This window comes from Streptomyces sp. OR43, from assembly GCF_008042275.1.
Classification (GTDB): Bacteria; Actinomycetota; Actinomycetes; order Streptomycetales; family Streptomycetaceae; genus Streptomyces.
Window position 1 is genome coordinate 2,447,007 of the sequence record NZ_RDBK01000043.1, and the last position, 21,047, is coordinate 2,468,053.

The following is a 21,047-nucleotide window of genomic DNA, read 5'->3' on the forward strand; positions in this document are numbered from 1 at the left end:
GTGCACCCTTTCCGGGATCAGAGCTTGCGCAGGGACAGCCGCTGGACCTTGTGGTCGGGGCCCTTGCGGAGCACCAGCGTGGCACGGCCGCGGGTCGGCGCCACGTTCTCCACCAGATTGGGCTTGTTGATGGTCCGCCACATCGTCGCCGCGTACTCCATCGCCTCCGCCTCGGAGACCTGGGTGTACTTGCGGAAGTACGAGGACGGGTCCTGGAACGCCGTGGCGCGCAGCTTGCGGAAGCGGTTGAGGTACCAGGTCTCGATGTCCTCGGGCCGCGCGTCCACGTACACGCTGAAGTCGAAGTAGTCCGCGAGCCCGACCCTGGTCCGGCCGTCCTTGCCGGGCAGGGCGGGCTGCAGCACGTTCAGCCCTTCGACGATGAGGATGTCCGGGCGCCGCACGGTGAGGCGCTCGCCCGGCACGATGTCGTAGATCAGGTGCGAGTAGACGGGGGCGGTCACCTCGTCCTTGCCCGCCTTGATGTCGGCGACGAAACGGGTCAGGGCGCGCCGGTCGTACGACTCCGGGAAGCCCTTGCGCGACATCAGGCCGCGCGCGTGGAGCTCCTTCATCGGCAGCAGGAACCCGTCCGTGGTGACCAGCTCGACCCGCGGGTGCTCCGGCCAGCGGGCCAGCAGCGCCTGGAGGATACGGGCGCTGGTGGACTTGCCCACCGCGACACTGCCCGCGACGCCTATGACGAACGGCGTGCCGCGCTGCGCCCCGTGCCCGTTGCCCGCGTCCCCGAGGAAGGTGTTCAGCGCGCCGCGCAGGCCGGACGTGGCCTGGACGTACAGATTGAGGAGGCGCGAGAGCGGCAGGTAGACGTCCCGCACCTCGTCGAGGTCGATGACGTCCCCGAGCCCGCGCAGCCGCTCCACCTCGTCGGCGGTCAGCGGCAGCGGCGTCTTGTCGCGCAGCGCGCTCCACTCCGCCCGGGAGAGGTCGACGTACGGCGTCGCGGCGGGCTCGGCGCGTCGGTTCGTGCTCCGTGTCGGCGAGGTGATCACGGGTTCATTGTTGCGGGAGTTCGACGGGAGTTCGAACGGGGTGGGGGGTGGGCTCGGTCACGTGGCGGACGGAGCCCACCGGCCTTCGCACCGTCTACACGTGCTCCTCGGTGGCGTGCGAGTCGGTGAGGGTCAGGGCGCCGCCCGCCGTGACCAGGCCGACGACGACCGCCAGTACGGCGTAGGTGATCCGCTCGCCGTGGAAGAACGACGCCACCAGGCTGTCGCTCCAGGTGCCCGCGGGCAGGTGTGTGGTGACCAGTACGGCGATCAGCGTCCCGACCACGGCGGTGCCGATGCTGGTTCCGACCTCCTGGGCGGTGTCGTTGAGTGCCGTGCCGATGGAGGTGCGGTTCTCCGGCATCGCGCCGACGAGCGCGATGGCGCAGATCGTCATGACGGTGCGCAGGCCGACGGTCATCAGGACCATGCAGGCCGCGATGACGCCGTACCCGTGGTCGACGCCCCAGGACAGGCCGGCCAGCGAACCGGCCAGACAGGCCGCGCCGACCAGGCAGGCGATGCGGTGGCCGAACCGCTTCGCGAGCCACTCGGACAGCGGGGTCGCGACGATCATGGTCACGATGAGCGGCAGGTTCGCCAGGCCGGCCCGGACGGGGCTCCACCCGTAGGCGTACTGGAAGTGGAGGATCAGCCCGAACATCACGGCGGCCATCGCGATGGCCGTGCCGATCTGTGCGATAGCGGCGCCGCGGACGGTGCCGCCGGCGAAGAGGCGGAGGTCCAGCATGGGCGAGGGGCTGCGGCGCTCGTGCAGGACGAACGCGATGCCTGCGGCGAGGGCGCCGAGGAACGAGCCGAGCGTGGTCGCGGAGAGCCAGCCGTGCTCGACGCCGCTGGTCAGCGCGTAGCAGGCGAGACCGATGGTGGTGACGCTCAGCGCGGCGCCCGGCAGATCGAGCTTGTCGCGGGTCAGGTCCTGAGGGCGGTCGGCCGGAACACCGAGCCGGACGCCGATGGCCGCGATCAGGGCGATCGGGGCGTTGACGATCAGCAGCCACTGCCACGACACGTGGGCCAGGGCGGTGCCGCCCAGCAGCGGGCCGAGGATGAAGCCGGACATGCCGACGATGATCATCAGGGTCATCGCGCGCATCCGCAGCGCCTGGTCGTCGAACAGCCGGAAGACCAGCGAGTTGGTGATGGGGGCCATCGCCGCCGCGGCGATGCCGAGGCCGGCCCGCAGGGTGATGAGCTCGCCCGCGGAGCTGACGGCGACGACGCCCAGGCTCAGCAGGCCGAACACCGCCAGGCCGGCCAGCAGCACCCGTCGGCGTCCGAGCCGGTCGGCCATCGATCCTGCCGTCAGCAGCAGCCCGCCGAACGTCAGTGAGTACGCGCCGGTGACCCACTGCAGCGAGGTCGTGCTGCTGTCGAGGTCCCGGCCGATCGTGGGCAGGGCGATCGAGAGCAGCGTGTTGTCCACCATCTCGACGAAGAAGGCCAGGCAGAGCGCGGCCAGGGGAATCCATGCGGCGCGCAGGGACGGATAGGTACGCGATGCATCGGGCTCGGTGGAAGACGTGGTCGTGGTCATGGCGGGCCTCCTCTCGGGACGTTGCCGAACATAGAACTGCGTTCGACAATAGAACGGTGTTCGTTAGTGGAACGAGGTTCGACTGTAGAACACAGTTCGATAAACGTGCAAGCTGTGATTGGATGAGTGCCATGACAGGCCCGCGCCCACGACCCGCCGACCGCCCTTCCCGGGGGCGCCGACGTGCCTCGCACTCCATCGAGGCCGTGCTCACCGCGGCCGTGGCCCTGCTCGACGAGGAGGGTGCGTCGGCGCTGACCCTCCGCGCCCTCGCGGCCCGGCTCGGTACCGGCGTCGGCAGCATCTACTGGTACGTCTCGGGCAAGGAGGAGTTGCTCGACCGCGCCATCGATCATGTGCTCGGCGGGGTGCTGACCGCGGTCGAGGGCCAGGCGAGGACCGACGACCCGATCGACGACCTGCGCCTGATGGCCGTCACGCTGTTCGACGCGATCGTGGACCGGCCGTGGCTGGGTGCGCACTTCATGCGCAACATCGCCGAGCGGGGCAACTCGTTGCGGCTCTACGAGCAGCTGGGCCGGCCGACGCTGCGGCTCGACCTCACTCAGCGGCAGCGGTTCCACGCGGTGTCGGCGGTCGTCGGTGTGGTGGTCGGCAGCGCCATCGACCTGGGGCAGGAGCCGCCCCGGGAGGTGCTCGACGGCTCGGTGGACCGCGACGAGTTCCTCGGCCGCTACGCCGAGATGTGGCGTGAGCTCGACCCCGAGGAGTTCCCGTTCATGCGCGACATCGCCGACGAGTTCGACGGACACGACGACAGGGAACAGTTCCTCGCCGGGCTGGAGCTGACGCTGGCGGGCCTGCGCCTCCAGGTCGGGGCCAGGGCCTGAACCCGCCCCATAGCGCGGGCAGTCGAACGATCACCCGGCCTTCGGCGCGCGTCCGGGCCGTTGGTACGCTGCCGCCCCGCCGGCCGGGCTTCGACGTCCGGGACGGCGGACTCACCTTTCCTTGAGCAGCAATGAGGCGCGCATGAAGGCAGCAGGCAGAACCGGCGCCGTGATCACCCTCGCGGGGGCCCTGGCCCTCGTACCGATCACGGCGCCGACGGCGCAGGCCGCGGACACCGGCATCACGGTGTCCCGGATCGTCATCAACGGCGGCAAGCCCGTGGTGGTGGGTACGCACGACGTGCAGGAGCCACCGCTCACCTTCCGGATCACGCTTCCGGCCGGATACAGCACCGCCGACCCCTTCGCGTACCGCGCGGAGCCGTTCCTCTACCACGACACCACTCCCGCGAAGGGCGCGGACGACGGTGGTCTCTATCCGGGCGGCTACACCTGCTACGAGACGAGTGCCCGGATCGCGGACTGCGAGGGCACCGTGCGCATCGACCCGTACTACCGCCTGGACTCGAACAACGACGCGACGACCTGGAAGGTCGCCGTCCTGGCGCAGCTCTGGAAGACGAACGGGCAGCTCAAGACCCAGGAGCTGGTGGCCACCTCCGGCCGCGTCCAGGTCAAGCGCTGGGCCAAGGCCACGGTCAACGCCTCGCCGGAGCCGGTGAAGAAGGGCGGGACGCTCACCGTGACCGGCAGCCTCACGCGGGCCGACTGGGTGAAGCACAAGTACACCGGCGTCGCGGCGGGGCTCGCCAGGCTGCAGTTCTGCAAGAAGGGCAGCACCGTCTACACCACGGTGAAGTCCGTACGGTCGAGCTCCACGGGCGCGCTGAAGACGACCGTCAAGGCGTCCGTCGACGGCTACTGGCGCTGGACCTTCGGCGGGTGGGACACCACCGGGAGCGCCACGTCGTCCGGCGACTACCTCGACGTGCGCTGAGCCGGTAGCCGGTAGTCGGCAGCGCATAACGAAAAGGCCGGCCCGGCGCACAGCGCGCCGGGCCGGCCTTCCGCTTGCCCTACCTAGTCCGTGCCGGACTCCATCGCGGCGCGGTCCAGCATCTCGTCGGCCTCGGAGACCTCGCCGCGGGAGGCGATGGCCTGGGCGCCGCCCTCGGGCAGGGAGCCGATCAGGCCGGTCGCGGCGGCCTGGGCCGCGCCGATGGCCGGGTTGGCGGTGCCGATCAGGCCGAGGCCCGCGTACTGCTCCAGCTTGGCGCGGGAGTCGGCGATGTCGAGGTTGCGCATCGTGAGCTGGCCGATCCGGTCGACCGGGCCGAACGCGGAGTCCTCGGTGCGCTCCATGGACAGCTTGTCCGGGTGGTAGCTGAACGCCGGGCCCGTGGTGTCGAGGATCGAGTAGTCCTCGCCGCGCCGCAGCCGCAGGGTGACCTCGCCGGTGACGGCGGTGCCGACCCAGCGCTGGATCGACTCACGGACCATGAGCGCCTGCGGGTCCAGCCAGCGGCCCTCGTACATCAGACGGCCCAGGCGCCGGCCCTCGTTGTGGTACTGGGCGAGGGTGTCCTCGTTGTGGATCGCGTTGACCAGTCGCTCGTACGCGGCGTGCAGCAGGGCCATGCCCGGGGCCTCGTAGATGCCCCGGCTCTTGGCCTCGATGATCCGGTTCTCGATCTGGTCCGACATGCCCATGCCGTGGCGGCCACCGATGGTGTTGGCCTTCATCACGAGGTCGACGGCGGAGTCGAACTTCTCGCCGTTGATCGTGACCGGGCGGCCCTGGTCGAAGCCGATCGTGACGTCCTCGGTCTCGATCTCGACCGACGGGTCCCAGAACTTGACGCCCATGATCGGGTCGACGGTCTCGACCCCGGTGTTCAGGTGCTCCAGGGTCTTGGCCTCGTGGGTGGCGCCCCAGATGTTGGCGTCGGTGGAGTACGCCTTCTCCGTGCTGTCGCGGTAGGGCAGGTCATGGGCGACCAGCCACTCCGACATCTCCTTGCGGCCGCCGAGCTCGGTCACGAAGTCCGCGTCGAGCCAGGGCTTGTAGATCCGCAGGTGCGGGTTGGCGAGGAGGCCGTAGCGGTAGAACCGCTCGATGTCGTTGCCCTTGTACGTGGAGCCGTCGCCCCAGATCTGCACGTCGTCCTCGAGCATCGCCCGCACCAGGAGCGTGCCGGTGACGGCGCGGCCGAGCGGCGTGGTGTTGAAGTACGCCCGCCCGCCCGAGCGGATGTGGAACGCGCCGCACGTGAGCGCGGCCAGCCCCTCCTCCACGAGCGCCGCACGGCAGTCGACCAGCCGCGCGAGCTCGGCGCCGTAGGCATTGGCGCGGCCGGGCACGGAGGCGATGTCGGGCTCGTCGTACTGGCCGATGTCGGCGGTGTAGGTGCACGGGACAGCGCCCTTGTCGCGCATCCACGCGACCGCGACCGAGGTGTCGAGGCCGCCCGAGAAGGCGATGCCGACGCGCTCGCCGGTGGGCAGGGAGGTGAGGACCTTAGACATAGGAAGATTATGCATCATCTCGCATGATCATGCAAAGTCGGTCCTCCTCGCGCTCCTCCCGCCCCTGTCAGCCGGCGTGGAGGTCCGATGCCGAGGACAGGGTGCCCCCCACGGTCACCGTGCCGACGATGATGCGGTGATCCGAGCAGGCCGTGACGCCTGTGCAGGACGTCGAGATGGCGAGCGAATCCTCGCTGTACGGTCCGGCCAGTGCGCTCTCACGGGCGAAGATGAGATCGATCTTCGCCTTGCCCCCACAGGGCGGTACCGCGCCCGGGGTGCCGTCCGATGTCCACTCCCCATAGCCGAGGCAGTTGCCCGTGTCGTTGTCGTCCAGCTCCCGGTACGCCCCGGTGTTGTTGCCGTTGGCGGGCACGTCGAGGCTCGGCGCGTAGAACGAGTTCAGTCGGCCGTAGTGCGGCTGGGCGTTGAAATCGCCCGCGATCAGGGCGATCTCACCGGCGGTGTGGTATTCCTCCAGCTTCCGCCGCACAGACTCCAGCTGGGCCACGTTGAACGACTGGCTCGTGGTGATGTGCGTCGTGCAGAACCGGGTTCCGCTGCCGTCGGTCAGCGGCGCGCACAACAGCTTTCGCTTCTCGGCCGTGCCGTCGTCCGGCAGGGTGATCCGGTCCGCCGAGCCCAGCGGCAGGCGGCTGAACAACCCGTTCCCGAACGCCTCGCCGTGACACACGGAGGCATTGCCGGCCTGGCGGCTCGGTTCGAAGCGGGCGAAGTTCTGCGGGTCCGCCGGCCAGCCCTTGGCGCGCAACCTGCTCACAAGGGCGTCGTACTGTCCCTCGCACAGCTCGTTGAATCCGGCGAAGTCCGCCTCACGGTTCACGAGGGACGCGGCCGCCTGATCGACCATGCCATCGGTCGTGGAGCCGCCGTGGATGGTGTTCCCCGCCACGTTCCACTGCCACACCTTGTACGTACGAGCCGCCGCCGCCTGGGCCGGTGCAGTCGTCACCGGCAACAACACCCCGGCCACCACCCCCGCCAGCACGAGCCGGACCCCACGTCGTCGGATGCCAAGAAGTCGCATCGCTACCCCCCCGTTACCGGCCGCTCGGCCGCCGCACTCCGCCAGTGCGGTGACGATCTTAGACACGGAGACCGGGTGCGGCCAGGGTCTTCGTCCTTGCGCCTCACCCCGCCGTCAGCGCCTCCTTCCCCATCCGTCACAGGGGTTTCAGGCGTCGGCGATTCGGCCATCTTCGGAGGCCTCTCGGCTGCCCCAGCGCACGGAACGGGCCCGCGAACCCTTGTCGTTGCTGAGGTCCCACGCGTCCGGAATCGAGCGCGTTCGATTCTCCGTGGGCGTCGTTATGCCGTGCACCGCCGAGCCATCCAGGTGCGGCACCGAGTCCCAGGAGGGACGCAGGTGACTGTGACTGACGCCTTGACCGCACACTCGGACACCCCGCCGCCACCACCCCCGGCCGTCCTCGACTTCCACGGCAAGCACGGCAAGAACCCGCTGGCCGAAGCCGGTTTCCGCGCCATGTGCGGGCGCCTTCCCGCCGTCCTGAAGCACACACTCCGACGCGCCTGGGCGGTGGACCGGACCGCCGTTCTGCTCCTCCTGCTCGGCCAGCTCCTCACCGGCACCGCGGCCGCCCTCACGCTCGCCTTCACCGCGAAGGCGATGACGTACCTGCTCGCCACGGGTCCCGTCTCCGAACGTCTGCACGGAGCCCTGCCCGCGCTCGTCGTGGTGACCGTCGCCGCCGGTGCGGGCCGCATCGCCATGGCGCTCGCGTCCTACGCCGAACGTCGCGTCACGCCGCTGCTGATGACCGAGGCCGACGTGGCGCTGGTCGCGGCCGTGTGCCGGGTCGAAGTGGCGGCGTACGGCGAGGACGGTTTCGCGGACCGGCAGGAAGCCGCCGAAGTGGGCGTCACCCGCACCACGACCCTGGTCAACGACGCACAGCGGTTCATGGCCGCCGGCGTCCGGATGGCCGCCGCGGGCGGCGTCATCACCGTCCTGCACTGGGCCATGCTTCCCGCCCTGCTGCTCGCCGTGCTCCCGGCCGGGTTCGGTGCGATCCTCCGGGCCCGGGTGGACTACGAGACCCACTACCTCAACGTCGGTGACCGCAACGTGCGCGGCATGACGCGCTGGTGGGCCACCTCCGCCCGGTACGGCGACGAGGTCCGCGCCAACGGCATGACCGGCTACATCCTGTACTGGTACCGGGCGCTGTCCGAGCGCATCGACCGGCGCACCCTGGCCGCCGCGCCACGACAGCTGCGCATCGACGTGTCCACCAGCGCCGTGAGCGGCGTCTTCCTGACGGGCACCTGGGCCCTCCTCGCCTGGCTCGCCATCACGGGCGCGGTCCCGCTGCCGGTCGCCGCGACCGCCGTCCTCGCCGTGCAGACCACCCTCGCCGCGCTCTCCCAGCTCGTGATCCAGGGTGCCGCGCTGTTCCACACCTCGCTCTACCTCGCCGACATGCGCGCGTTCCTCGACATGGCCGGCGCACGGGCCCCGCAGCGCGGCGCGCTGACGATTGCGGAGCAGGTGGACGAGATCCGGCTCGACGAGGTGGTCTACCGGTATCCGGGGAAGGAACAGCCCGCGGTGAACGGCGTCTCCCTGAGCCTGCGCCGGGGCGAGATCCTGGCCGTGGTCGGCGAGAACGGCTCAGGCAAGTCCACGCTCACCAAGCTCATCACCGGCCTCCTCCTCGCCGACAAGGGCCGTGTGCTGTGGGACGGCACCGACCTCGCGCGGGCCGACGCCGAAGCCGTCTGGAAGCGGACCGCGCTCGTCCCGCAGAACTTCGCCACCTGGCCGCTGCGCGCCCGCGAGAACATCACGCTCGGCCAGCCCAAGGCGTGGGACGACGAGCTGGTGTGGAAGGCCGTCGACGCCGTCGGCATGCGGGAGGCCGTGGAAGAACTGCCGAACCGGCTCGACACCCTCCTGGCCCGTGAACTGTTCGGCGGAGCGGAACTCTCCGGAGGGCAGTGGCAGCGGCTCGCCTGCGGCCGGGCGCTGTACCGGCGGACGCCGCTGCTGATCCTGGACGAGCCGACCTCGCAGATGGACGCACGCGGGGAGCACCAGATCTTCCTGGAGATCAAGCGGCTGGCCGCCGAGTGCATGACGATCGTCGTGACGCATCAGCTGGAGAACACCCGCCTGGCCGACCGGATCATCGTCATGGAGCACGGCCGGGTGACCGAGGACGGTACGTACGACGACCTGATCCACGCCGGGGGCCTGTTCGCCGAACTCGTCGCCCTGGCCAAGGACCGCTGAGGGCCGGCCCGGTCCGGTGACGGGGCCGGCCCCGAGGGCCTGCCGCGCGCATATCCGCGCCGCAGGCCCTCGGCGGGTGACGTGCCGGGACCGCAGGACCATCTGACGCCGTCCTCCCTGACACCTCCGACGCCTTCTGCGACTATGCGAAGAACAGGGGCTGGTGACCAGGAAAGGACCACTATGTGCGGAATCGTGGGTTACGTCGGTGGGCAGTCGGCGCAGGACGTCGTCGTCGCCGGTCTCAAGCGGCTGGAGTACCGGGGGTACGACTCCGCCGGGATCGCGATCCTCGCCGACGGCGGGCTGGCCGCCGCCAAGAAGGCCGGGAAGCTCGTCAACCTGGAGAAGGTGCTGGTCGAGCGGCCGCTTCCGGCCGGGAGCGCCGGGATCGGGCACACCCGCTGGGCCACCCACGGCGGGCCCACCGACACCAACGCCCACCCGCACCTCGACAACGCCGGACGCGTCGCCGTCGTCCACAACGGGATCATCGAGAACTTCGCCGCACTCCGCGCCGAACTGGGCGGGCGCGGCCACGACCTGCTCTCCGAGACCGACACCGAGGTCGTCGCCCATCTCCTCGCCGAGGCGTTCTCGCAGAGCGCGGACCCGGCACAGGCGATGCGGCAGGTCTGCCGGCGCCTCGAAGGGGCCTTCACGCTCGTCGCCGTGTTCGCGGACGCGCCCGACGTGGTGGTCGGGGCCCGGCGGAACTCGCCGCTCGTCGTCGGGGTGGGCGACGGCGAGGCCTTCCTCGCCTCCGACGTCGCCGCGTTCATCGCCCACACCCGCTCCGCCGTCGAGCTCGGCCAGGACCAGGTCGTCGAGCTGCGGCGGGAGGGCGTCGTCGTCACCGGGTTCGACGGGGAGCCCGCCGAGGTGCGTGCGTACCACGTGGACTGGGACGCCTCCGCCGCCGAGAAGGGCGGGTACGCCTCCTTCATGCTCAAGGAGATCGCCGAGCAGCCCAAGGCCGTCACCGACACCCTCCTCGGCCGGATCGACCCGGAGGGCACCCTCCACCTCGACGAGGTCCGGATCACGCGCGGCGAACTGCGCGAGGTCGACAAGGTGGTGATCGTCGCCTGCGGGACGGCGTTCCACGCCGGGATGATCGCCAAGTACGCCATCGAGCACTGGACCCGGATCCCGTGCGAGACCGAGCTCGCCAGCGAGTTCCGCTACCGCGACCCGATCCTCGACCCGCACACCCTCGTCATCGCCATCTCGCAGTCCGGCGAGACGATGGACACCCTGATGGCGCTCCGGCACGCCCGCGAGCAGGGCGCGAAGGTCCTCGCCATCTGCAACACCAACGGCTCGACCATCCCGCGCGAATCCGACGCCGTGCTCTACACGCACGCCGGTCCCGAGGTCGCCGTCGCCTCCACCAAGGCGTTCCTGACCCAGCTCGTCGCCTGCTACCTGGTCGCGCTCTACCTCGGCCAGGTCCGCGGGACCAAGTGGGGCGACGAGATCCGTACCGTCATCCGCCAGCTCTCCGAGATCTCCGGCTCCGTCGACCGGGTCCTGGAGACGATGGAGCCGGTCCGCGCGCTGGCCCGGTCGCTGGCCTCGCACGACACCGTGCTCTTCCTCGGCCGGCACGTCGGCTACCCCGTCGCCCTGGAAGGCGCGTTGAAGCTCAAGGAGCTCGCGTACATGCACGCCGAGGGGTTCGCCGCAGGCGAGCTCAAGCACGGGCCGATCGCGCTCATCGAGGACGGGCTGCCGGTGGTCGTGGTCGTCCCGTCACCGGCCGGACGCTCCGTGCTGCACGGCAAGATCGTGTCGAACATCCAGGAGATCCGGGCCCGAGGCGCCCTCACCGTCGTCATCGCGGAGGAGGGCGACGAGGAGGTCGTCCCGTACGCCGACCACCTCATCCGGATCCCCGCAACGCCTACGCTGCTTCAGCCGCTGGTCGCCACCGTGCCGTTGCAGGTCTTCGCCTGCGAGCTGGCGACGGCCCGCGGCAACGAGGTGGACCAGCCGCGCAACCTGGCGAAGTCCGTCACCGTGGAGTGAACAGATGGAATGAACAGTGAGGGTACGTACGTGATCATCGGGGTCGGGATCGACGTGGCGGAGATCGAGCGGTTCGACGCGGCGCTGGAGCGTACGCCGAACCTCGCCCAACGCCTCTTCATCGAGAGCGAGTTGCTGCTGCCCGGAGGCGAGCGGCGCGGGATCGCCTCGCTGGCCGCCCGGTTCGCCGCCAAGGAGGCCCTCGCCAAGGCGCTCGGCGCGCCCGCCGGACTGCTGTGGACGGACGCCGAGGTGTACGTGGAGGAGAGCGGGCAGCCCCGGCTGCGGGTCCGGGGCACCGTCGCCGCGCGCGCGGCCGAGCTGGGCGTGCGGCAGTGGCACGTCTCGCTCAGCCATGACGCGGGAGTGGCCTCGGCGGTGGTGATCGCGGAGGGGTAGGCGGGCGGATCCTTGCGTACGTTGGATCCATGCGAACCGCTTACAGCGTCTCGACCGTACGGGCCGCCGAACAGGCCCTGATGGAACGGCTCCCGGAGGGCACGCTGATGCAGCGCGCCGCCGCCGGGCTCGCCGCCGCCTGCGCCGATCTGCTGCGGCGCGGCGGCCGCGTCTACGGCTCCCGCGTCGTCCTCCTCGTCGGCAGCGGCGACAACGGCGGCGACGCGCTCTACGCGGGCGCCCGGCTGGCCCGGCGCGGCGCGGGCGTCGTCGCCGTGCGGGTGTCACCCGGCCGGGGCCACGAGGCCGGGACGGCGGCCCTGCTGGCGGCCGGCGGACGGGTGATGGACGCCGGTGAGGTCAGCCCGCACCGCGACTGGGGCGGCCACATCGACCTCGTCGTCGACGGCATCACCGGCATCGGCGGGCGCGGCGGACTGCGGCCGGACGCCGCCGGTGTGGTGGAGCACTACGCGGCCCACGGGGTGCCCGTCGTCGCCGTCGATCTGCCGAGCGGTGTCGAGGCCGACACCGGTGAGGTACGGGGGGCCGCCGTGCGCGCCGACGCCACCGTCACCTTCGGCGCGTACAAACCGGGGCTGCTCGTCGACCCGGCCGCCGAACGGGCCGGCGCCCTGCACCTCGTCGACATCGGGCTCGGCGCCGAACTGCCGGAGGTACCCGATCTGGAGGCGCTCCAGTACGCGGACGTCGCCGCGCTGCTGCCCGTGCCCGCCGCGGAGAGCGACAAGTACCGGCGCGGTGTCGTCGGCATCGTCGCCGGATCGGCCCGCTACCCGGGGGCCGCGGTCCTCGCCGTCTCCGGGGCGCTGCGCGGCGGGGCGGGGGCCGTGCGCTATGTCGGGCCGGGCGGCGACGCGGTGATCGCGCGGCATCCGGAGACCCTGGTCCACGCCGGTCCGCCGTCGAAGGCCGGACGCGTGCAGGCGTGGGTGGCCGGACCGGGGCTCGGCGACGGCACGGACGCGGTCGAGGCGGTCTCCGACGTGCTGGCCACGGACGTGCCGGTGCTCGTGGACGCCGACGGGCTGCGGCTGCTGGACGCCGACGTCGTACGGGCGCGCACCGCGCCCACCGTCCTCACCCCGCACGCCGGGGAGGCCGCGGCGCTGCTCGGCGTACCGCGCGAGGAGGTCGAGGCGGGGCGGCTCGCCGCCGTACGGGAACTCGCCTCCCGGTTCCGCGCCACGGTCCTGCTCAAGGGCTCGACCACCCTGATCGCCACCGACACCCCGCACACGCCCGTGCGGGTCAACCCGACCGGCACGTCCTGGCTGGCCACCGCGGGCAGCGGCGACGTGCTCTCCGGGCTGACCGGTTCGCTGCTCGCCGCGGGCCTCGCCCCGCGCGACGCCGCCTCCGTCGGCGCCCACCTCCACGGCCTCGCCGCCCGGCACGCGTCGGACGGCTCCCCGGTCGCCGCGCAGGACGTCGCGGAGGCCATCGCGGCGGCATGGCGGGACGTACGGGCCTGAGTGATGCTGGAGACGGCGAAAGGGGAGTGCCAGTGACCGCCGACGGTGACCTGCGGGTACGCAGGGTGTACGACCCCCGGGAGGACGACGACGGCACCCGCGTCCTCGTCGACCGGCTGTGGCCGCGCGGCGTCTCCAAGGACCGGGCCGCGATCGACAAGTGGCTCAAGGACCTCACCCCGTCGGACGAACTGCGCTCCTGGTACCACGAGGACCGTTCCGCGAACCGGTACGACGCCTTCGTGGACCGCTACCGCGCCGAGCTCGCCGACCCCGTGCACGCGGCGGCCGTGGACGAGCTGACGGCGCTGGTCCGCGAGGGCGGTCCGGTGACGCTCGTCACGGCGGTCAAGGACGTGCCGCACAGCCATGTGCCGGTCCTCGTCGACCATGTGGAACACGAGCTGCACCGCCGCTGACGTGCGCGTCCACCGGCGCGCCGCGCCCTGCCGAGGCCGACGCCCGGGGGCCCCGCCGTGCGCCAGTGAGACACTGGGCGCGATGAACGAGACAGCGTCCTTGAGAGCCCGTGCCGAGATCGACCTCGCCGCACTCCGCGCCAACGTGCGCGTTCTGCGTGCCCGGGCGGCCGGGGCGCAACTCATGGCCGTGGTCAAATCCGACGCCTACGGACACGGCGCGGAGCGCTGCGCCCGCGCCGCGCTCGAAGCCGGCGCCACCTGGCTGGGCACCGCCACCCCGCACGAGGCGCTCGCCCTGCGCGCGGCCGGTCTCGGCGGCCGGGTGATGTGCTGGCTCTGGACGCCCGGCGGGCCCTGGCGCGAGGCGATCGAGGCCGACATCGACGTGTCGGTGAGCGGCATGTGGGCCCTGGACGAGGTCACCGCCGCGGCGGCGCAGGCGGGCCGGCCCGCCCGTATCCAGCTCAAGGCCGACACCGGCCTCGGCCGCAACGGCTGCCAGCCCGCCGACTGGGCCGAACTGGTCGGCGCCGCCCGCACGGCCGAGCAGGCCGGCACCGTCCGCATCACCGGCCTCTGGTCCCACTTCGCCTGCGCCGACGAGCCCGGGCACCCTTCGATCACCGCCCAGCTGGTCACCTTCCGCGACATGGTGGCGTACGCGGAGAAGGCCGGCGTCGAGCCCGAGGTGCGGCACATCGCGAACTCCCCGGCGACGCTGACGGTCCCCGAGTCGCACTTCGACCTGGTGCGGACCGGGATCGCCATGTACGGCATCTCGCCCAGCCCCGAGCTCGGCACCCCGGCCGACTTCGGGCTGCGCCCCGTGATGACGCTGGCCGCGTCGATCGCCCTGGTCAAGCGGGTCCCGGCCGGCCACGGCATCAGCTACGGGCACCACTACACGACGTCCGCGGAGACCACGCTCGGCCTGGTGCCGCTCGGGTACGCGGACGGTGTTCCGCGCCACGCCTCGGGCCGGGGCCCGGTGCTGGTCGGCGGGGTCCGGCGGACGGTCGCGGGCCGGGTGGCCATGGACCAGTTCGTCGTCGACCTCGACGGGGACGAGCCGGCGGTGGGCAGCGACGCCGTGCTGTTCGGCCCGGGAGACCGGGGCGAGCCGAGTGCCGAGGACTGGGCGCGGGCGGCGGACACGATCGCGTACGAGATCGTCACCCGGATCGGCGGCCGGGTGCCGCGCGTCTACCGGGACGACGAAACGCCGGAAGGCCCATCGGACGGGTCCTGACCAGATCAGCACCCCTGACCAGGCACGATCTGAGCAGGTCCCGAGCCGGCCCGACGAGAACGCAGGACCTCGGGCGGCCCTGACCGGCCCGATGGACACGACACGACCGACGAGGAGCGCGGCACGGTGAGCGAGATCAGCGCGGGGGACGCGGTGGCGGCGGCCGCTTCGGCGGCCGGCTGGCGCCGGGCGGGGATCGCCGGGGCCGCCATAGGCGTGATCGCGGCGGGCGCGGCGGCCGGGGTCGCGGTCGAGCGGCTGACGGTCGGCCGGGGCATGCGCAAGCGGGCCAGGCTGGCGCTGGACGCCACCGGACCGTACGGCTCGCTGCGCGGGCTGCCGGGCCGGGCGACGGCCGACGACGGCACCGAGCTGTACTACGAGATCGACGAGGTCGACCCGGGCAGCGGCAAGGGAACGGGCGGTACGCCCCCCGGCCCGCGCCGGCGCCGTCTCTTCGGGCACAAGGCACCCGCCCCGGTGACGGTCGTCTTCAGCCACGGCTACTGCCTCAGCCAGGACTCCTGGCACTTCCAGCGGGCGGCCCTGCGCGGCCTCGTGCGCACCGTCCACTGGGACCAGCGCAGCCACGGCCGCTCCGAGCGCGGCCGGGCGCAGGCGCAGGGCGCGCCGCTGCGCTTCGACCAGCTCGGCCGCGACCTCAAGGCCGTGATCGACGCGGCCGCCCCCGAAGGGCCCCTGGTGCTGGTCGGGCACTCCATGGGCGGCATGACGATCATGGAGTTCGCCGACCAGTACCCGGCGCTCATGCGCGACCGGGTCGCCGCCGTCGCCTTCGTCGGCACGTCGAGCGGGAAGCTCGGCGAGGTCAGCTTCGGGCTGCCGGTGGCGGGCGTGAACGCGGTACGGCGGGTGCTGCCCGGCGTGCTGAAGGCGCTCGGCACACAGACGGAGCTGGTGGAGCGGGGGAGGCGGGCGACGGCGGACCTGTTCGCCGGGCTGATCAAGCGGTACTCGTTCGGCTCGCGGGACGTGGACCCGGCGGTCGCGCGGTTCGCCGAGCGGCTCATCGAGTCCACGCCGATCGATGTCGTCGCGGAGTTCTACCCCGCCTTCACCGAGCACGACAAGAGCAAGGCGCTGCCGCTGTTCCGGGACCTCCCGGTGCTGATCCTGGCGGGCGACAAGGACCTGGTGACGCCCAGTTCGCACAGCGAGGCGATCGCGGACCGGCTGCCCGACGCGGAACTGGTCATCGTCCCGGACGCCGGACACCTGGTGATGCTGGAACACCCGGAGACGGTCACGGACCGGCTGGCGGACCTGCTGGTGCGGGCCGGCGCCGTACCGGAGTCGTCCGAGGCGCGCGGATGAGGCCGGAGGCGTAGCGGAGTCCTGAGCGCGCACGGGTGAGGACCGCCGCCGTAACGAGTCCTGAGCAGCGCGCGGGGTGGGAGCCGCCGCCGTACCGGAGTCCTGCGCAGCGCGGGTGAGGGCCGGGGGCGCAGCGGGAATCCTCTAACGTTGGCGGGCATGGAAGCACCGCACAGCAGCCCGGCGGCCGAGCCCGCCGCAGGCGCCCCGTACGACACCGTCACCGTGACGCTCGCCGTCGAGTCCCCCGAACAGATGCAGGCCCTGGGTCGCCGGATCTCCGGTGTGCTGCGCCCCGGCGACCTGGTGATGCTCACCGGCGAGCTCGGTGCGGGCAAGACGACCCTGACCCGGGGGCTCGGGGAGGGCCTGGGCGTCCGCGGCGCCGTCACCTCGCCCACCTTCGTGATCGCACGCGTCCACCCGCCGCTCGGCGACGGCCCGGCGCTGGTCCACGTCGACGCGTACCGCCTGGGCGGCGGGCTCGACGAGATGGAGGACCTGGACCTCGACGTGTCGCTGCCGGACTCGGTGATCGTCGTCGAGTGGGGCGACGGCAAGGTCGAGGAGCTCTCCGACGACCGGCTCCAGGTGCTCATCGACCGCGCGGTCGGCGACACGGACGACGAGCGGCGCACGGTGACGCTGGTGGGCTTCGGCGCACGGTGGGCGGGGCTGCGGACGGAGTCCTGGGCCCCGTGGGACACGGCCCGACTCCGCTGAGCGACCGCCTCCGGCCCGTTTCCGACATCGTGTCGGCACATTGTTGCGCGGGGTGGTGCGGGCGTGGTGACATGGAGGGCGAGAGCAGGTTAGGTCCGCCTAACCGTGCCTTCCACCGGAGCCCCAGGAGGCGTTCATGCCGACATCGGAGCGAGAAGTGCCGCCACCGCCGCGAGCGGTGTCGATGAGAGACCTGCTCGCCGCCGGAGCGGCGGCCACCGCCGTCTCCACCCCGCCCGGCCCACGCCCGCACGGCACGGCGCCCGCGCCGCGCGAGGGCACGGGAGCGAACCCGAAGCGGGCCGCCTGAGCCCGGCAGGTCCTACGAGACGACGTGGACCTTCACACCGACCGTCGCGAACGTCCACACCGCGTCGCCGTCCGCACGGGACATCCGGACGCCACCCGCCTTCAGCGTCGGGTCCGGGCTCTCCATCGAGCCGTCCTGCGCGGCGCTGAAGCCGATGGCCACGTCGTTGTTCGTCGCGAACCGGACCACGTGCTCGATCGGCACCCCGTCGGAGCCGGTGACACGGCCGGAGCGCGAGGTCACCCGGTAGACGCCGGGCCTGGCCTGCACCGCGCTCGGCATCACCTTGAAGGTCCGGGTCGCCTTGTTCTTCGCGCTCACCAGCCACACCCGGCGGTCGCCCAGCGCGTACACCACGCGCATGCCCGTGCCGGACGCGGCGGGAAGAGCGAGAGGGTCCTTCTTCGGCTTCGGCGTGGCCTTGCCGGCCGTGGCCGGTGCGCTGCTGGACGCCTTCGGCTTGGCGCCCAGGTTGTCGGGGACGTTCGCCGATGCCTGGTAGGCCAGGAAGCCGACCGCGGCGACGGCCGCCGCGGTGAGCGCGGCCACGATTCCCGAGCTGCCCCTAGCCACCGTGCGCCTCTTTCGCCGTCGTATGTCGTGGACCGTCGTATGTCGTACAAGCGTTTACACGTACTCCGCGTATACCCGGTGACGGTAGCACCGGAGCACTCCCGCACCGGGACGCCGTACGGGGCGCCGTATCGCCCGCGGCGGAGCCGTAGGCTGTTTGCGTGCTCTTGCTCGCTATGGATACCGCCACCCCCGCCGTCACCGTCGCCCTGCACGACGGAACCCGCGTCGTCGCCGAGTCCGCTCAGGTCGACGCCCGAAGGCACGGGGAGCTGCTGCTGCCCGCCGTCGACCGGGTCCTCGCCGAGGCAGGCGTGAAACTCGACGCCGTGACGGACCTGGTCGTGGGCGTCGGACCCGGCCCGTACACCGGACTGCGGGTCGGCCTGGTGACGGCCGCGACCTTCGGCTCGGCGCTGTCCGTACCCGTGCACGGGATCTGCACCCTGGACGCCCTCGCGTACGCCGCGGGGCAGGCCGGGGTCGGGGGACCGTTCGCCGTCGCGACGGACGCCCGGCGCAAGGAGGTCTACTGGGCGCGGTACGAGGACGCCCTCACCCGGACCGGTGAACCCGCCGTCGACCGGCCGGCCGACATCGCGGAGCGGCTCGCGGGCCTGCCGGTCGCCGGGGCGGGCGCGGTGCTCTACCCGGACGCGTTCCCGGACGCGCGCGGCCCCGAGCACCTCGCCGCCGGCGCGATGGCGTCCCTCGCCGTCGAGCGCCTCGCCGCGGGGGACGCGCTCCTGCCGCCGCAGCCGCTCTACCTGCGCAGGCCCGACGCGCAGGTCCCGAAGAACTACAAGGTGGTCACCCCCAAGTGACCGCCACGACCGCAGTGCTGCGCGAGATGCGCTGGTGGGACATCGACCCGGTGCTGGAGCTGGAGCACGAGCTGTTCCCGGACGACGCCTGGTCGGCCGGCATGTTCTGGTCCGAGCTGGCGCACGCCCGCGGAGCGGGAGCCACCCGCCGCTATGTCGTCGCCGAGGACCCCGTCTCCGGCCGGATCGTCGGATACGCGGGCCTCGCGGCGGCCGGTGACCTCGCCGACGTACAGACGATCGGCGTCACCCGCGGCCACTGGGGCGGCGGGCTCGGCTCCGAGCTCCTGACCGACCTGCTGAAGCACGCCACGGCCTTCGAGTGCGCCGAGGTGCTGCTGGAGGTCCGCGTCGACAACACCCGGGCGCAGAAGCTGTACGAACGCTTCGGCTTCGAACCGATCGGCTTCCGCCGCGGCTACTACCAGCCGGGCAACATCGACGCACTCGTCATGCGCCTCCACGTACAAGAGCACGTACCAGAAAACGAGACTGACTGATGGCTGACGAACCGCTCGTACTCGGCATCGAGACCTCCTGCGACGAGACCGGCGTGGGCATCGTCCGCGGGACGACGCTGCTCGCCGACGCCGTCGCGTCCAGCGTCGACACGCACGCCCGCTTCGGCGGCGTCGTCCCCGAGATCGCCTCCCGCGCCCATCTGGAGGCGATGGTCCCCACGATCGAGCGCGCCCTGAAGGAGGCCGGGGTCACCGGCCGCGACCTCGACGGCATCTCCGTCACCGCCGGGCCCGGACTCGCCGGTGCCCTGCTCGTCGGCGTCTCGGCGGCCAAGGCGTACGCGTACGCACTGAACAAGCCGCTGTACGGGGTGAACCACCTGGCCTCGCACATCTGCGTCGACCAGCTGGAGCACGGCCCGCTGCCCGAGCCCACGATGGCCCTGCTGGTCAGCGGCGGCCACTCCTCGCTGCTGCTCGCCCCCGACATCACCAACGACGTGCGGCCGCTCGGCGCGACCATCGACGACGCGGCGGGCGAGGCCTTCGACAAGATCGCCCGGGTGCTGCAGCTCGGCTTCCCCGGCGGCCCGGTCATCGACCGCCTCGCGAAGGAGGGCGACCCGAAGGCCATCGCGTTCCCGCGCGGTCTGAGCGGCTCGCGCGACCCCGCGTACGACTTCTCCTTCTCCGGTCTGAAGACCTCCGTCGCCCGCTGGATCGAGGCGAAGCGCGCCGCCGGCGAGGACGTGCCGGTACGGGACGTGGCGGCGTCCTTCCAGGAGGCCGTGGTGGACGTGCTCACCCGCAAGGCCGTCCGGGCCTGCAAGGACGAAGGCGTCGACCACCTGATGATCGGCGGCGGCGTCGCGGCCAACTCGCGGCTGCGGGCACTCGCCCAGGAGCGGTGCGAACGGGCCGGCATCCGGCTGCGCGTGCCCCGCCCCGGACTGTGCACCGACAACGGGGCCATGGTCGCCGCCCTGGGCGCGGAGATGGTGGCCCGCAACCGGCCCGCCTCCGACCTGGAGCTCTCGGCCGACTCCTCGCTGCCGGTCACCGAGACCCACGTACCGGGCGCCGGGCACGGGCACAGCCACCCGCACGACCATGTGCACGAGATCAGCAAGGACAACCTGTACTCATGAGCGGGAACGGCACCACCGTCGCGCTGATGTGGGAGGCCCGGGCCACCGAGGGCAGGGGCGCGGAACTGCTGGAGTGGGCCCGCGCCCGCACCGGCGAGCTGGCGCGCCCCCCGCTGCGCAGCGAGCTGCTGCGCGCCCCGCAGGACCGCGTCCTGGTCATCACCTGGTGGGAGGGCGCCTACGGTGACGACCTGCCGGAGCTGCCCGAGCCGGACGCGGCGGCCGTCACCCGGCCGGTGCACCGCTGGCGGTTCGAGTCCCTCGGACCGGCGGACCGCTGAGGGCCGCGGCCCGCCCGGTGGCCGATCCGGAACTTTCTCAGAAGAATTCCGGGGGGAGTGTCGATCCGGCCGTCTCCCGTTCGACGCAGGGGTGAGAGGCGGGGAAGAGGTCCCCGTCCCGACCGAGGAGTCACCATGCCGCGCTTCATGTCCCTCATCCGCATCGACGAGCAGGCCGCCGCCGGGTTCGAGCCCGACCCGGACTTCGAGAAGCGCATGGGCGCCCTGTTCGAGGAGATCAGCAAGGCGGGCGTGATGCTGGAGACGGCCGGCCTCAGCCCGACCGCCGAGGCCACCCGGGTCCACTGGTCCGGCGGAAAGCTCAGCTACACCGACGGGCCCTTCACCGAGACCAAGGAGGTCGTCGGCGGGTACGCCATCCTCCAGTGCAAGGACAAGGAAGAGGCCCTGGAGTGGACCAGGCGGTTCCTCCAGTGCCACCCGGAGAGCTGGAGCGTCACCTCCGAGATCCGGGCCATCGACGAGGCGACCGGCTGACCGGCCGCGCTTGCCCGGGCCCCGGGCGGCTGCTCTGATGGGTGGCCGTGACGGCAGCGAGCGCGGTTGAGGCGGTATTCAGGATCGAGTCCGCGCGGATCATCGCCGGTG

21 protein-coding genes are annotated in these 21,047 nt (G+C 72.1%); 16 read left to right on the top strand and 5 right to left on the bottom strand.

Annotated elements, in window-relative coordinates:
• Positions 1 to 17: 17 nt before the first annotated feature.
• Positions 18 to 1,013: a type I pantothenate kinase gene (gene coaA / locus EAO72_RS30030; RefSeq protein ID WP_148020245.1), complete on the bottom strand. Its 996-nt coding sequence runs from the start codon at positions 1,011 to 1,013 to the stop codon at positions 18 to 20.
• 94 nt (positions 1,014 to 1,107) lie between these two features.
• Positions 1,108 to 2,571, bottom strand: a complete 1,464-nt coding sequence (locus EAO72_RS30035; protein WP_148020246.1) for an MFS transporter — start codon at positions 2,569 to 2,571, stop codon at positions 1,108 to 1,110.
• Between the two features lie 197 nt (positions 2,572 to 2,768).
• On the opposite strand from EAO72_RS30035, the gene EAO72_RS30040 reads away from it, so the two are divergent.
• The gene (locus EAO72_RS30040) at positions 2,769 to 3,422 is read left to right on the top strand and encodes a TetR/AcrR family transcriptional regulator (protein WP_148022119.1); all 654 of its coding nucleotides are present in this window, start codon (positions 2,769 to 2,771) and stop codon (positions 3,420 to 3,422) included.
• A 142-nt stretch (positions 3,423 to 3,564) separates the two neighbouring features.
• Positions 3,565 to 4,380 carry a hypothetical protein gene (locus EAO72_RS30045; protein ID WP_187285276.1) on the top strand — a complete coding sequence of 272 codons (816 nt, stop codon included), beginning with the start codon at positions 3,565 to 3,567 and terminating at the stop codon, positions 4,378 to 4,380.
• Positions 4,381 to 4,463: 83 nt separating this feature from the next.
• Here EAO72_RS30045 and argG read toward each other — a convergent pair whose 3' ends face one another.
• A complete protein-coding gene (gene argG / locus EAO72_RS30050) occupies positions 4,464 to 5,909 on the bottom strand; it encodes an argininosuccinate synthase (RefSeq protein WP_148020247.1) in 1,446 nt (481 codons plus the stop codon).
• A gap of 67 nt (positions 5,910 to 5,976) precedes the next feature.
• Entirely contained in the window at positions 5,977 to 6,882 is a 906-nt protein-coding gene (locus tag EAO72_RS30055; protein WP_261991667.1) for an endonuclease/exonuclease/phosphatase family protein, read from the bottom strand.
• A gap of 420 nt (positions 6,883 to 7,302) precedes the next feature.
• On the opposite strand from EAO72_RS30055, the gene EAO72_RS30060 reads away from it, so the two are divergent.
• From EAO72_RS30060 to EAO72_RS42250, 9 genes are all read left to right on the top strand, one after another.
• Complete coding sequence (locus EAO72_RS30060; protein WP_410090549.1) at positions 7,303 to 9,186, top strand: ATP-binding cassette domain-containing protein; 1,884 nt, start codon at positions 7,303 to 7,305, stop codon at positions 9,184 to 9,186.
• Positions 9,187 to 9,369: 183 nt separating this feature from the next.
• Positions 9,370 to 11,217, top strand: a complete 1,848-nt coding sequence (gene glmS / locus EAO72_RS30065) for a glutamine--fructose-6-phosphate transaminase (isomerizing) (RefSeq protein WP_148020248.1) — start codon at positions 9,370 to 9,372, stop codon at positions 11,215 to 11,217.
• Between the two features lie 9 nt (positions 11,218 to 11,226).
• Complete coding sequence (locus tag EAO72_RS30070; RefSeq protein WP_148020249.1) at positions 11,227 to 11,616, top strand: holo-ACP synthase; 390 nt, start codon at positions 11,227 to 11,229, stop codon at positions 11,614 to 11,616.
• 29 nt (positions 11,617 to 11,645) lie between these two features.
• The gene (locus EAO72_RS30075; RefSeq protein WP_148020250.1) at positions 11,646 to 13,112 is read left to right on the top strand and encodes an NAD(P)H-hydrate dehydratase; all 1,467 of its coding nucleotides are present in this window, start codon (positions 11,646 to 11,648) and stop codon (positions 13,110 to 13,112) included.
• Positions 13,113 to 13,144: 32 nt separating this feature from the next.
• On the top strand, positions 13,145 to 13,531 hold the full coding sequence (locus EAO72_RS30080; protein ID WP_261991669.1) for a DUF488 domain-containing protein: 387 nt from the start codon (positions 13,145 to 13,147) through the stop codon (positions 13,529 to 13,531).
• Positions 13,532 to 13,613: 82 nt separating this feature from the next.
• Entirely contained in the window at positions 13,614 to 14,783 is a 1,170-nt protein-coding gene (alr, locus tag EAO72_RS30085) for an alanine racemase (RefSeq protein ID WP_148020252.1), read from the top strand.
• Between the two features lie 126 nt (positions 14,784 to 14,909).
• Positions 14,910 to 16,118: an alpha/beta fold hydrolase gene (locus EAO72_RS30090; protein WP_148020253.1), complete on the top strand. Its 1,209-nt coding sequence runs from the start codon at positions 14,910 to 14,912 to the stop codon at positions 16,116 to 16,118.
• A 159-nt stretch (positions 16,119 to 16,277) separates the two neighbouring features.
• The gene (tsaE, locus tag EAO72_RS30095; protein WP_148020254.1) at positions 16,278 to 16,841 is read left to right on the top strand and encodes a tRNA (adenosine(37)-N6)-threonylcarbamoyltransferase complex ATPase subunit type 1 TsaE; all 564 of its coding nucleotides are present in this window, start codon (positions 16,278 to 16,280) and stop codon (positions 16,839 to 16,841) included.
• 136 nt (positions 16,842 to 16,977) lie between these two features.
• Complete coding sequence (locus EAO72_RS42250; RefSeq protein ID WP_187285441.1) at positions 16,978 to 17,151, top strand: hypothetical protein; 174 nt, start codon at positions 16,978 to 16,980, stop codon at positions 17,149 to 17,151.
• Positions 17,152 to 17,163: 12 nt separating this feature from the next.
• Here EAO72_RS42250 and EAO72_RS30100 read toward each other — a convergent pair whose 3' ends face one another.
• The gene (locus EAO72_RS30100; RefSeq protein ID WP_148022123.1) at positions 17,164 to 17,700 is read right to left on the bottom strand and encodes a hypothetical protein; all 537 of its coding nucleotides are present in this window, start codon (positions 17,698 to 17,700) and stop codon (positions 17,164 to 17,166) included.
• Positions 17,701 to 17,900: 200 nt separating this feature from the next.
• Here EAO72_RS30100 and tsaB point away from each other — a divergent pair, with 200 nt between their 5' ends.
• From tsaB to EAO72_RS30125, 5 genes are all read left to right on the top strand, one after another.
• Positions 17,901 to 18,548, top strand: a complete 648-nt coding sequence (gene tsaB / locus EAO72_RS30105) for a tRNA (adenosine(37)-N6)-threonylcarbamoyltransferase complex dimerization subunit type 1 TsaB (protein WP_148022124.1) — start codon at positions 17,901 to 17,903, stop codon at positions 18,546 to 18,548.
• Positions 18,545 to 19,048, top strand: coding sequence for a ribosomal protein S18-alanine N-acetyltransferase (gene rimI / locus EAO72_RS30110; protein WP_148020255.1), 504 nt, complete (start codon positions 18,545 to 18,547; stop codon positions 19,046 to 19,048). Before tsaB ends, rimI begins: the two co-directional genes overlap by 4 nt.
• Positions 19,048 to 20,157 (top strand): tRNA (adenosine(37)-N6)-threonylcarbamoyltransferase complex transferase subunit TsaD, encoded by a 1,110-nt coding sequence (tsaD, locus tag EAO72_RS30115; RefSeq protein WP_148020256.1) that lies wholly within the window; start codon positions 19,048 to 19,050, stop codon positions 20,155 to 20,157. Before rimI ends, tsaD begins: the two co-directional genes overlap by 1 nt.
• A complete protein-coding gene (locus EAO72_RS30120) occupies positions 20,154 to 20,438 on the top strand; it encodes a hypothetical protein (protein WP_148020257.1) in 285 nt (94 codons plus the stop codon). The genes tsaD and EAO72_RS30120 overlap by 4 nt, the downstream gene beginning before the upstream one ends.
• Before the next feature lie 135 nt (positions 20,439 to 20,573).
• Positions 20,574 to 20,936 carry a YciI family protein gene (locus EAO72_RS30125; protein ID WP_148020258.1) on the top strand — a complete coding sequence of 121 codons (363 nt, stop codon included), beginning with the start codon at positions 20,574 to 20,576 and terminating at the stop codon, positions 20,934 to 20,936.
• The last annotated feature ends 111 nt before the right edge of the window (positions 20,937 to 21,047 follow it).

Excerpts from the sequence above, each read along its gene's own strand:
- EAO72_RS42250 (WP_187285441.1), top strand. The coding sequence starts at position 16,978 with ATGCCGACATCGGAGCGAGAAGTGCCGCCACCGCCGCGAGCGGTGTCG.
- EAO72_RS30045 (WP_187285276.1), top strand. The coding sequence starts at position 3,565 with ATGAAGGCAGCAGGCAGAACCGGCGCCGTGATCACCCTCGCGGGGGCC.
- tsaB (WP_148022124.1), top strand. The coding sequence starts at position 17,901 with ATGGATACCGCCACCCCCGCCGTCACCGTCGCCCTGCACGACGGAACC.
- tsaD (WP_148020256.1), top strand. The coding sequence starts at position 19,048 with ATGGCTGACGAACCGCTCGTACTCGGCATCGAGACCTCCTGCGACGAG.
- tsaE (WP_148020254.1), top strand. The coding sequence starts at position 16,278 with ATGGAAGCACCGCACAGCAGCCCGGCGGCCGAGCCCGCCGCAGGCGCC.
- EAO72_RS30035 (WP_148020246.1), bottom strand. The coding sequence starts at position 2,571 with ATGACCACGACCACGTCTTCCACCGAGCCCGATGCATCGCGTACCTAT.
- EAO72_RS30070 (WP_148020249.1), top strand. The coding sequence starts at position 11,227 with ATGAACAGTGAGGGTACGTACGTGATCATCGGGGTCGGGATCGACGTG.
- EAO72_RS30075 (WP_148020250.1), top strand. The coding sequence starts at position 11,646 with ATGCGAACCGCTTACAGCGTCTCGACCGTACGGGCCGCCGAACAGGCC.
- EAO72_RS30120 (WP_148020257.1), top strand. The coding sequence starts at position 20,154 with ATGAGCGGGAACGGCACCACCGTCGCGCTGATGTGGGAGGCCCGGGCC.
- EAO72_RS30125 (WP_148020258.1), top strand. The coding sequence starts at position 20,574 with ATGCCGCGCTTCATGTCCCTCATCCGCATCGACGAGCAGGCCGCCGCC.
- argG (WP_148020247.1), bottom strand. The coding sequence starts at position 5,909 with ATGTCTAAGGTCCTCACCTCCCTGCCCACCGGCGAGCGCGTCGGCATC.
- glmS (WP_148020248.1), top strand. The coding sequence starts at position 9,370 with ATGTGCGGAATCGTGGGTTACGTCGGTGGGCAGTCGGCGCAGGACGTC.
- alr (WP_148020252.1), top strand. The coding sequence starts at position 13,614 with ATGAACGAGACAGCGTCCTTGAGAGCCCGTGCCGAGATCGACCTCGCC.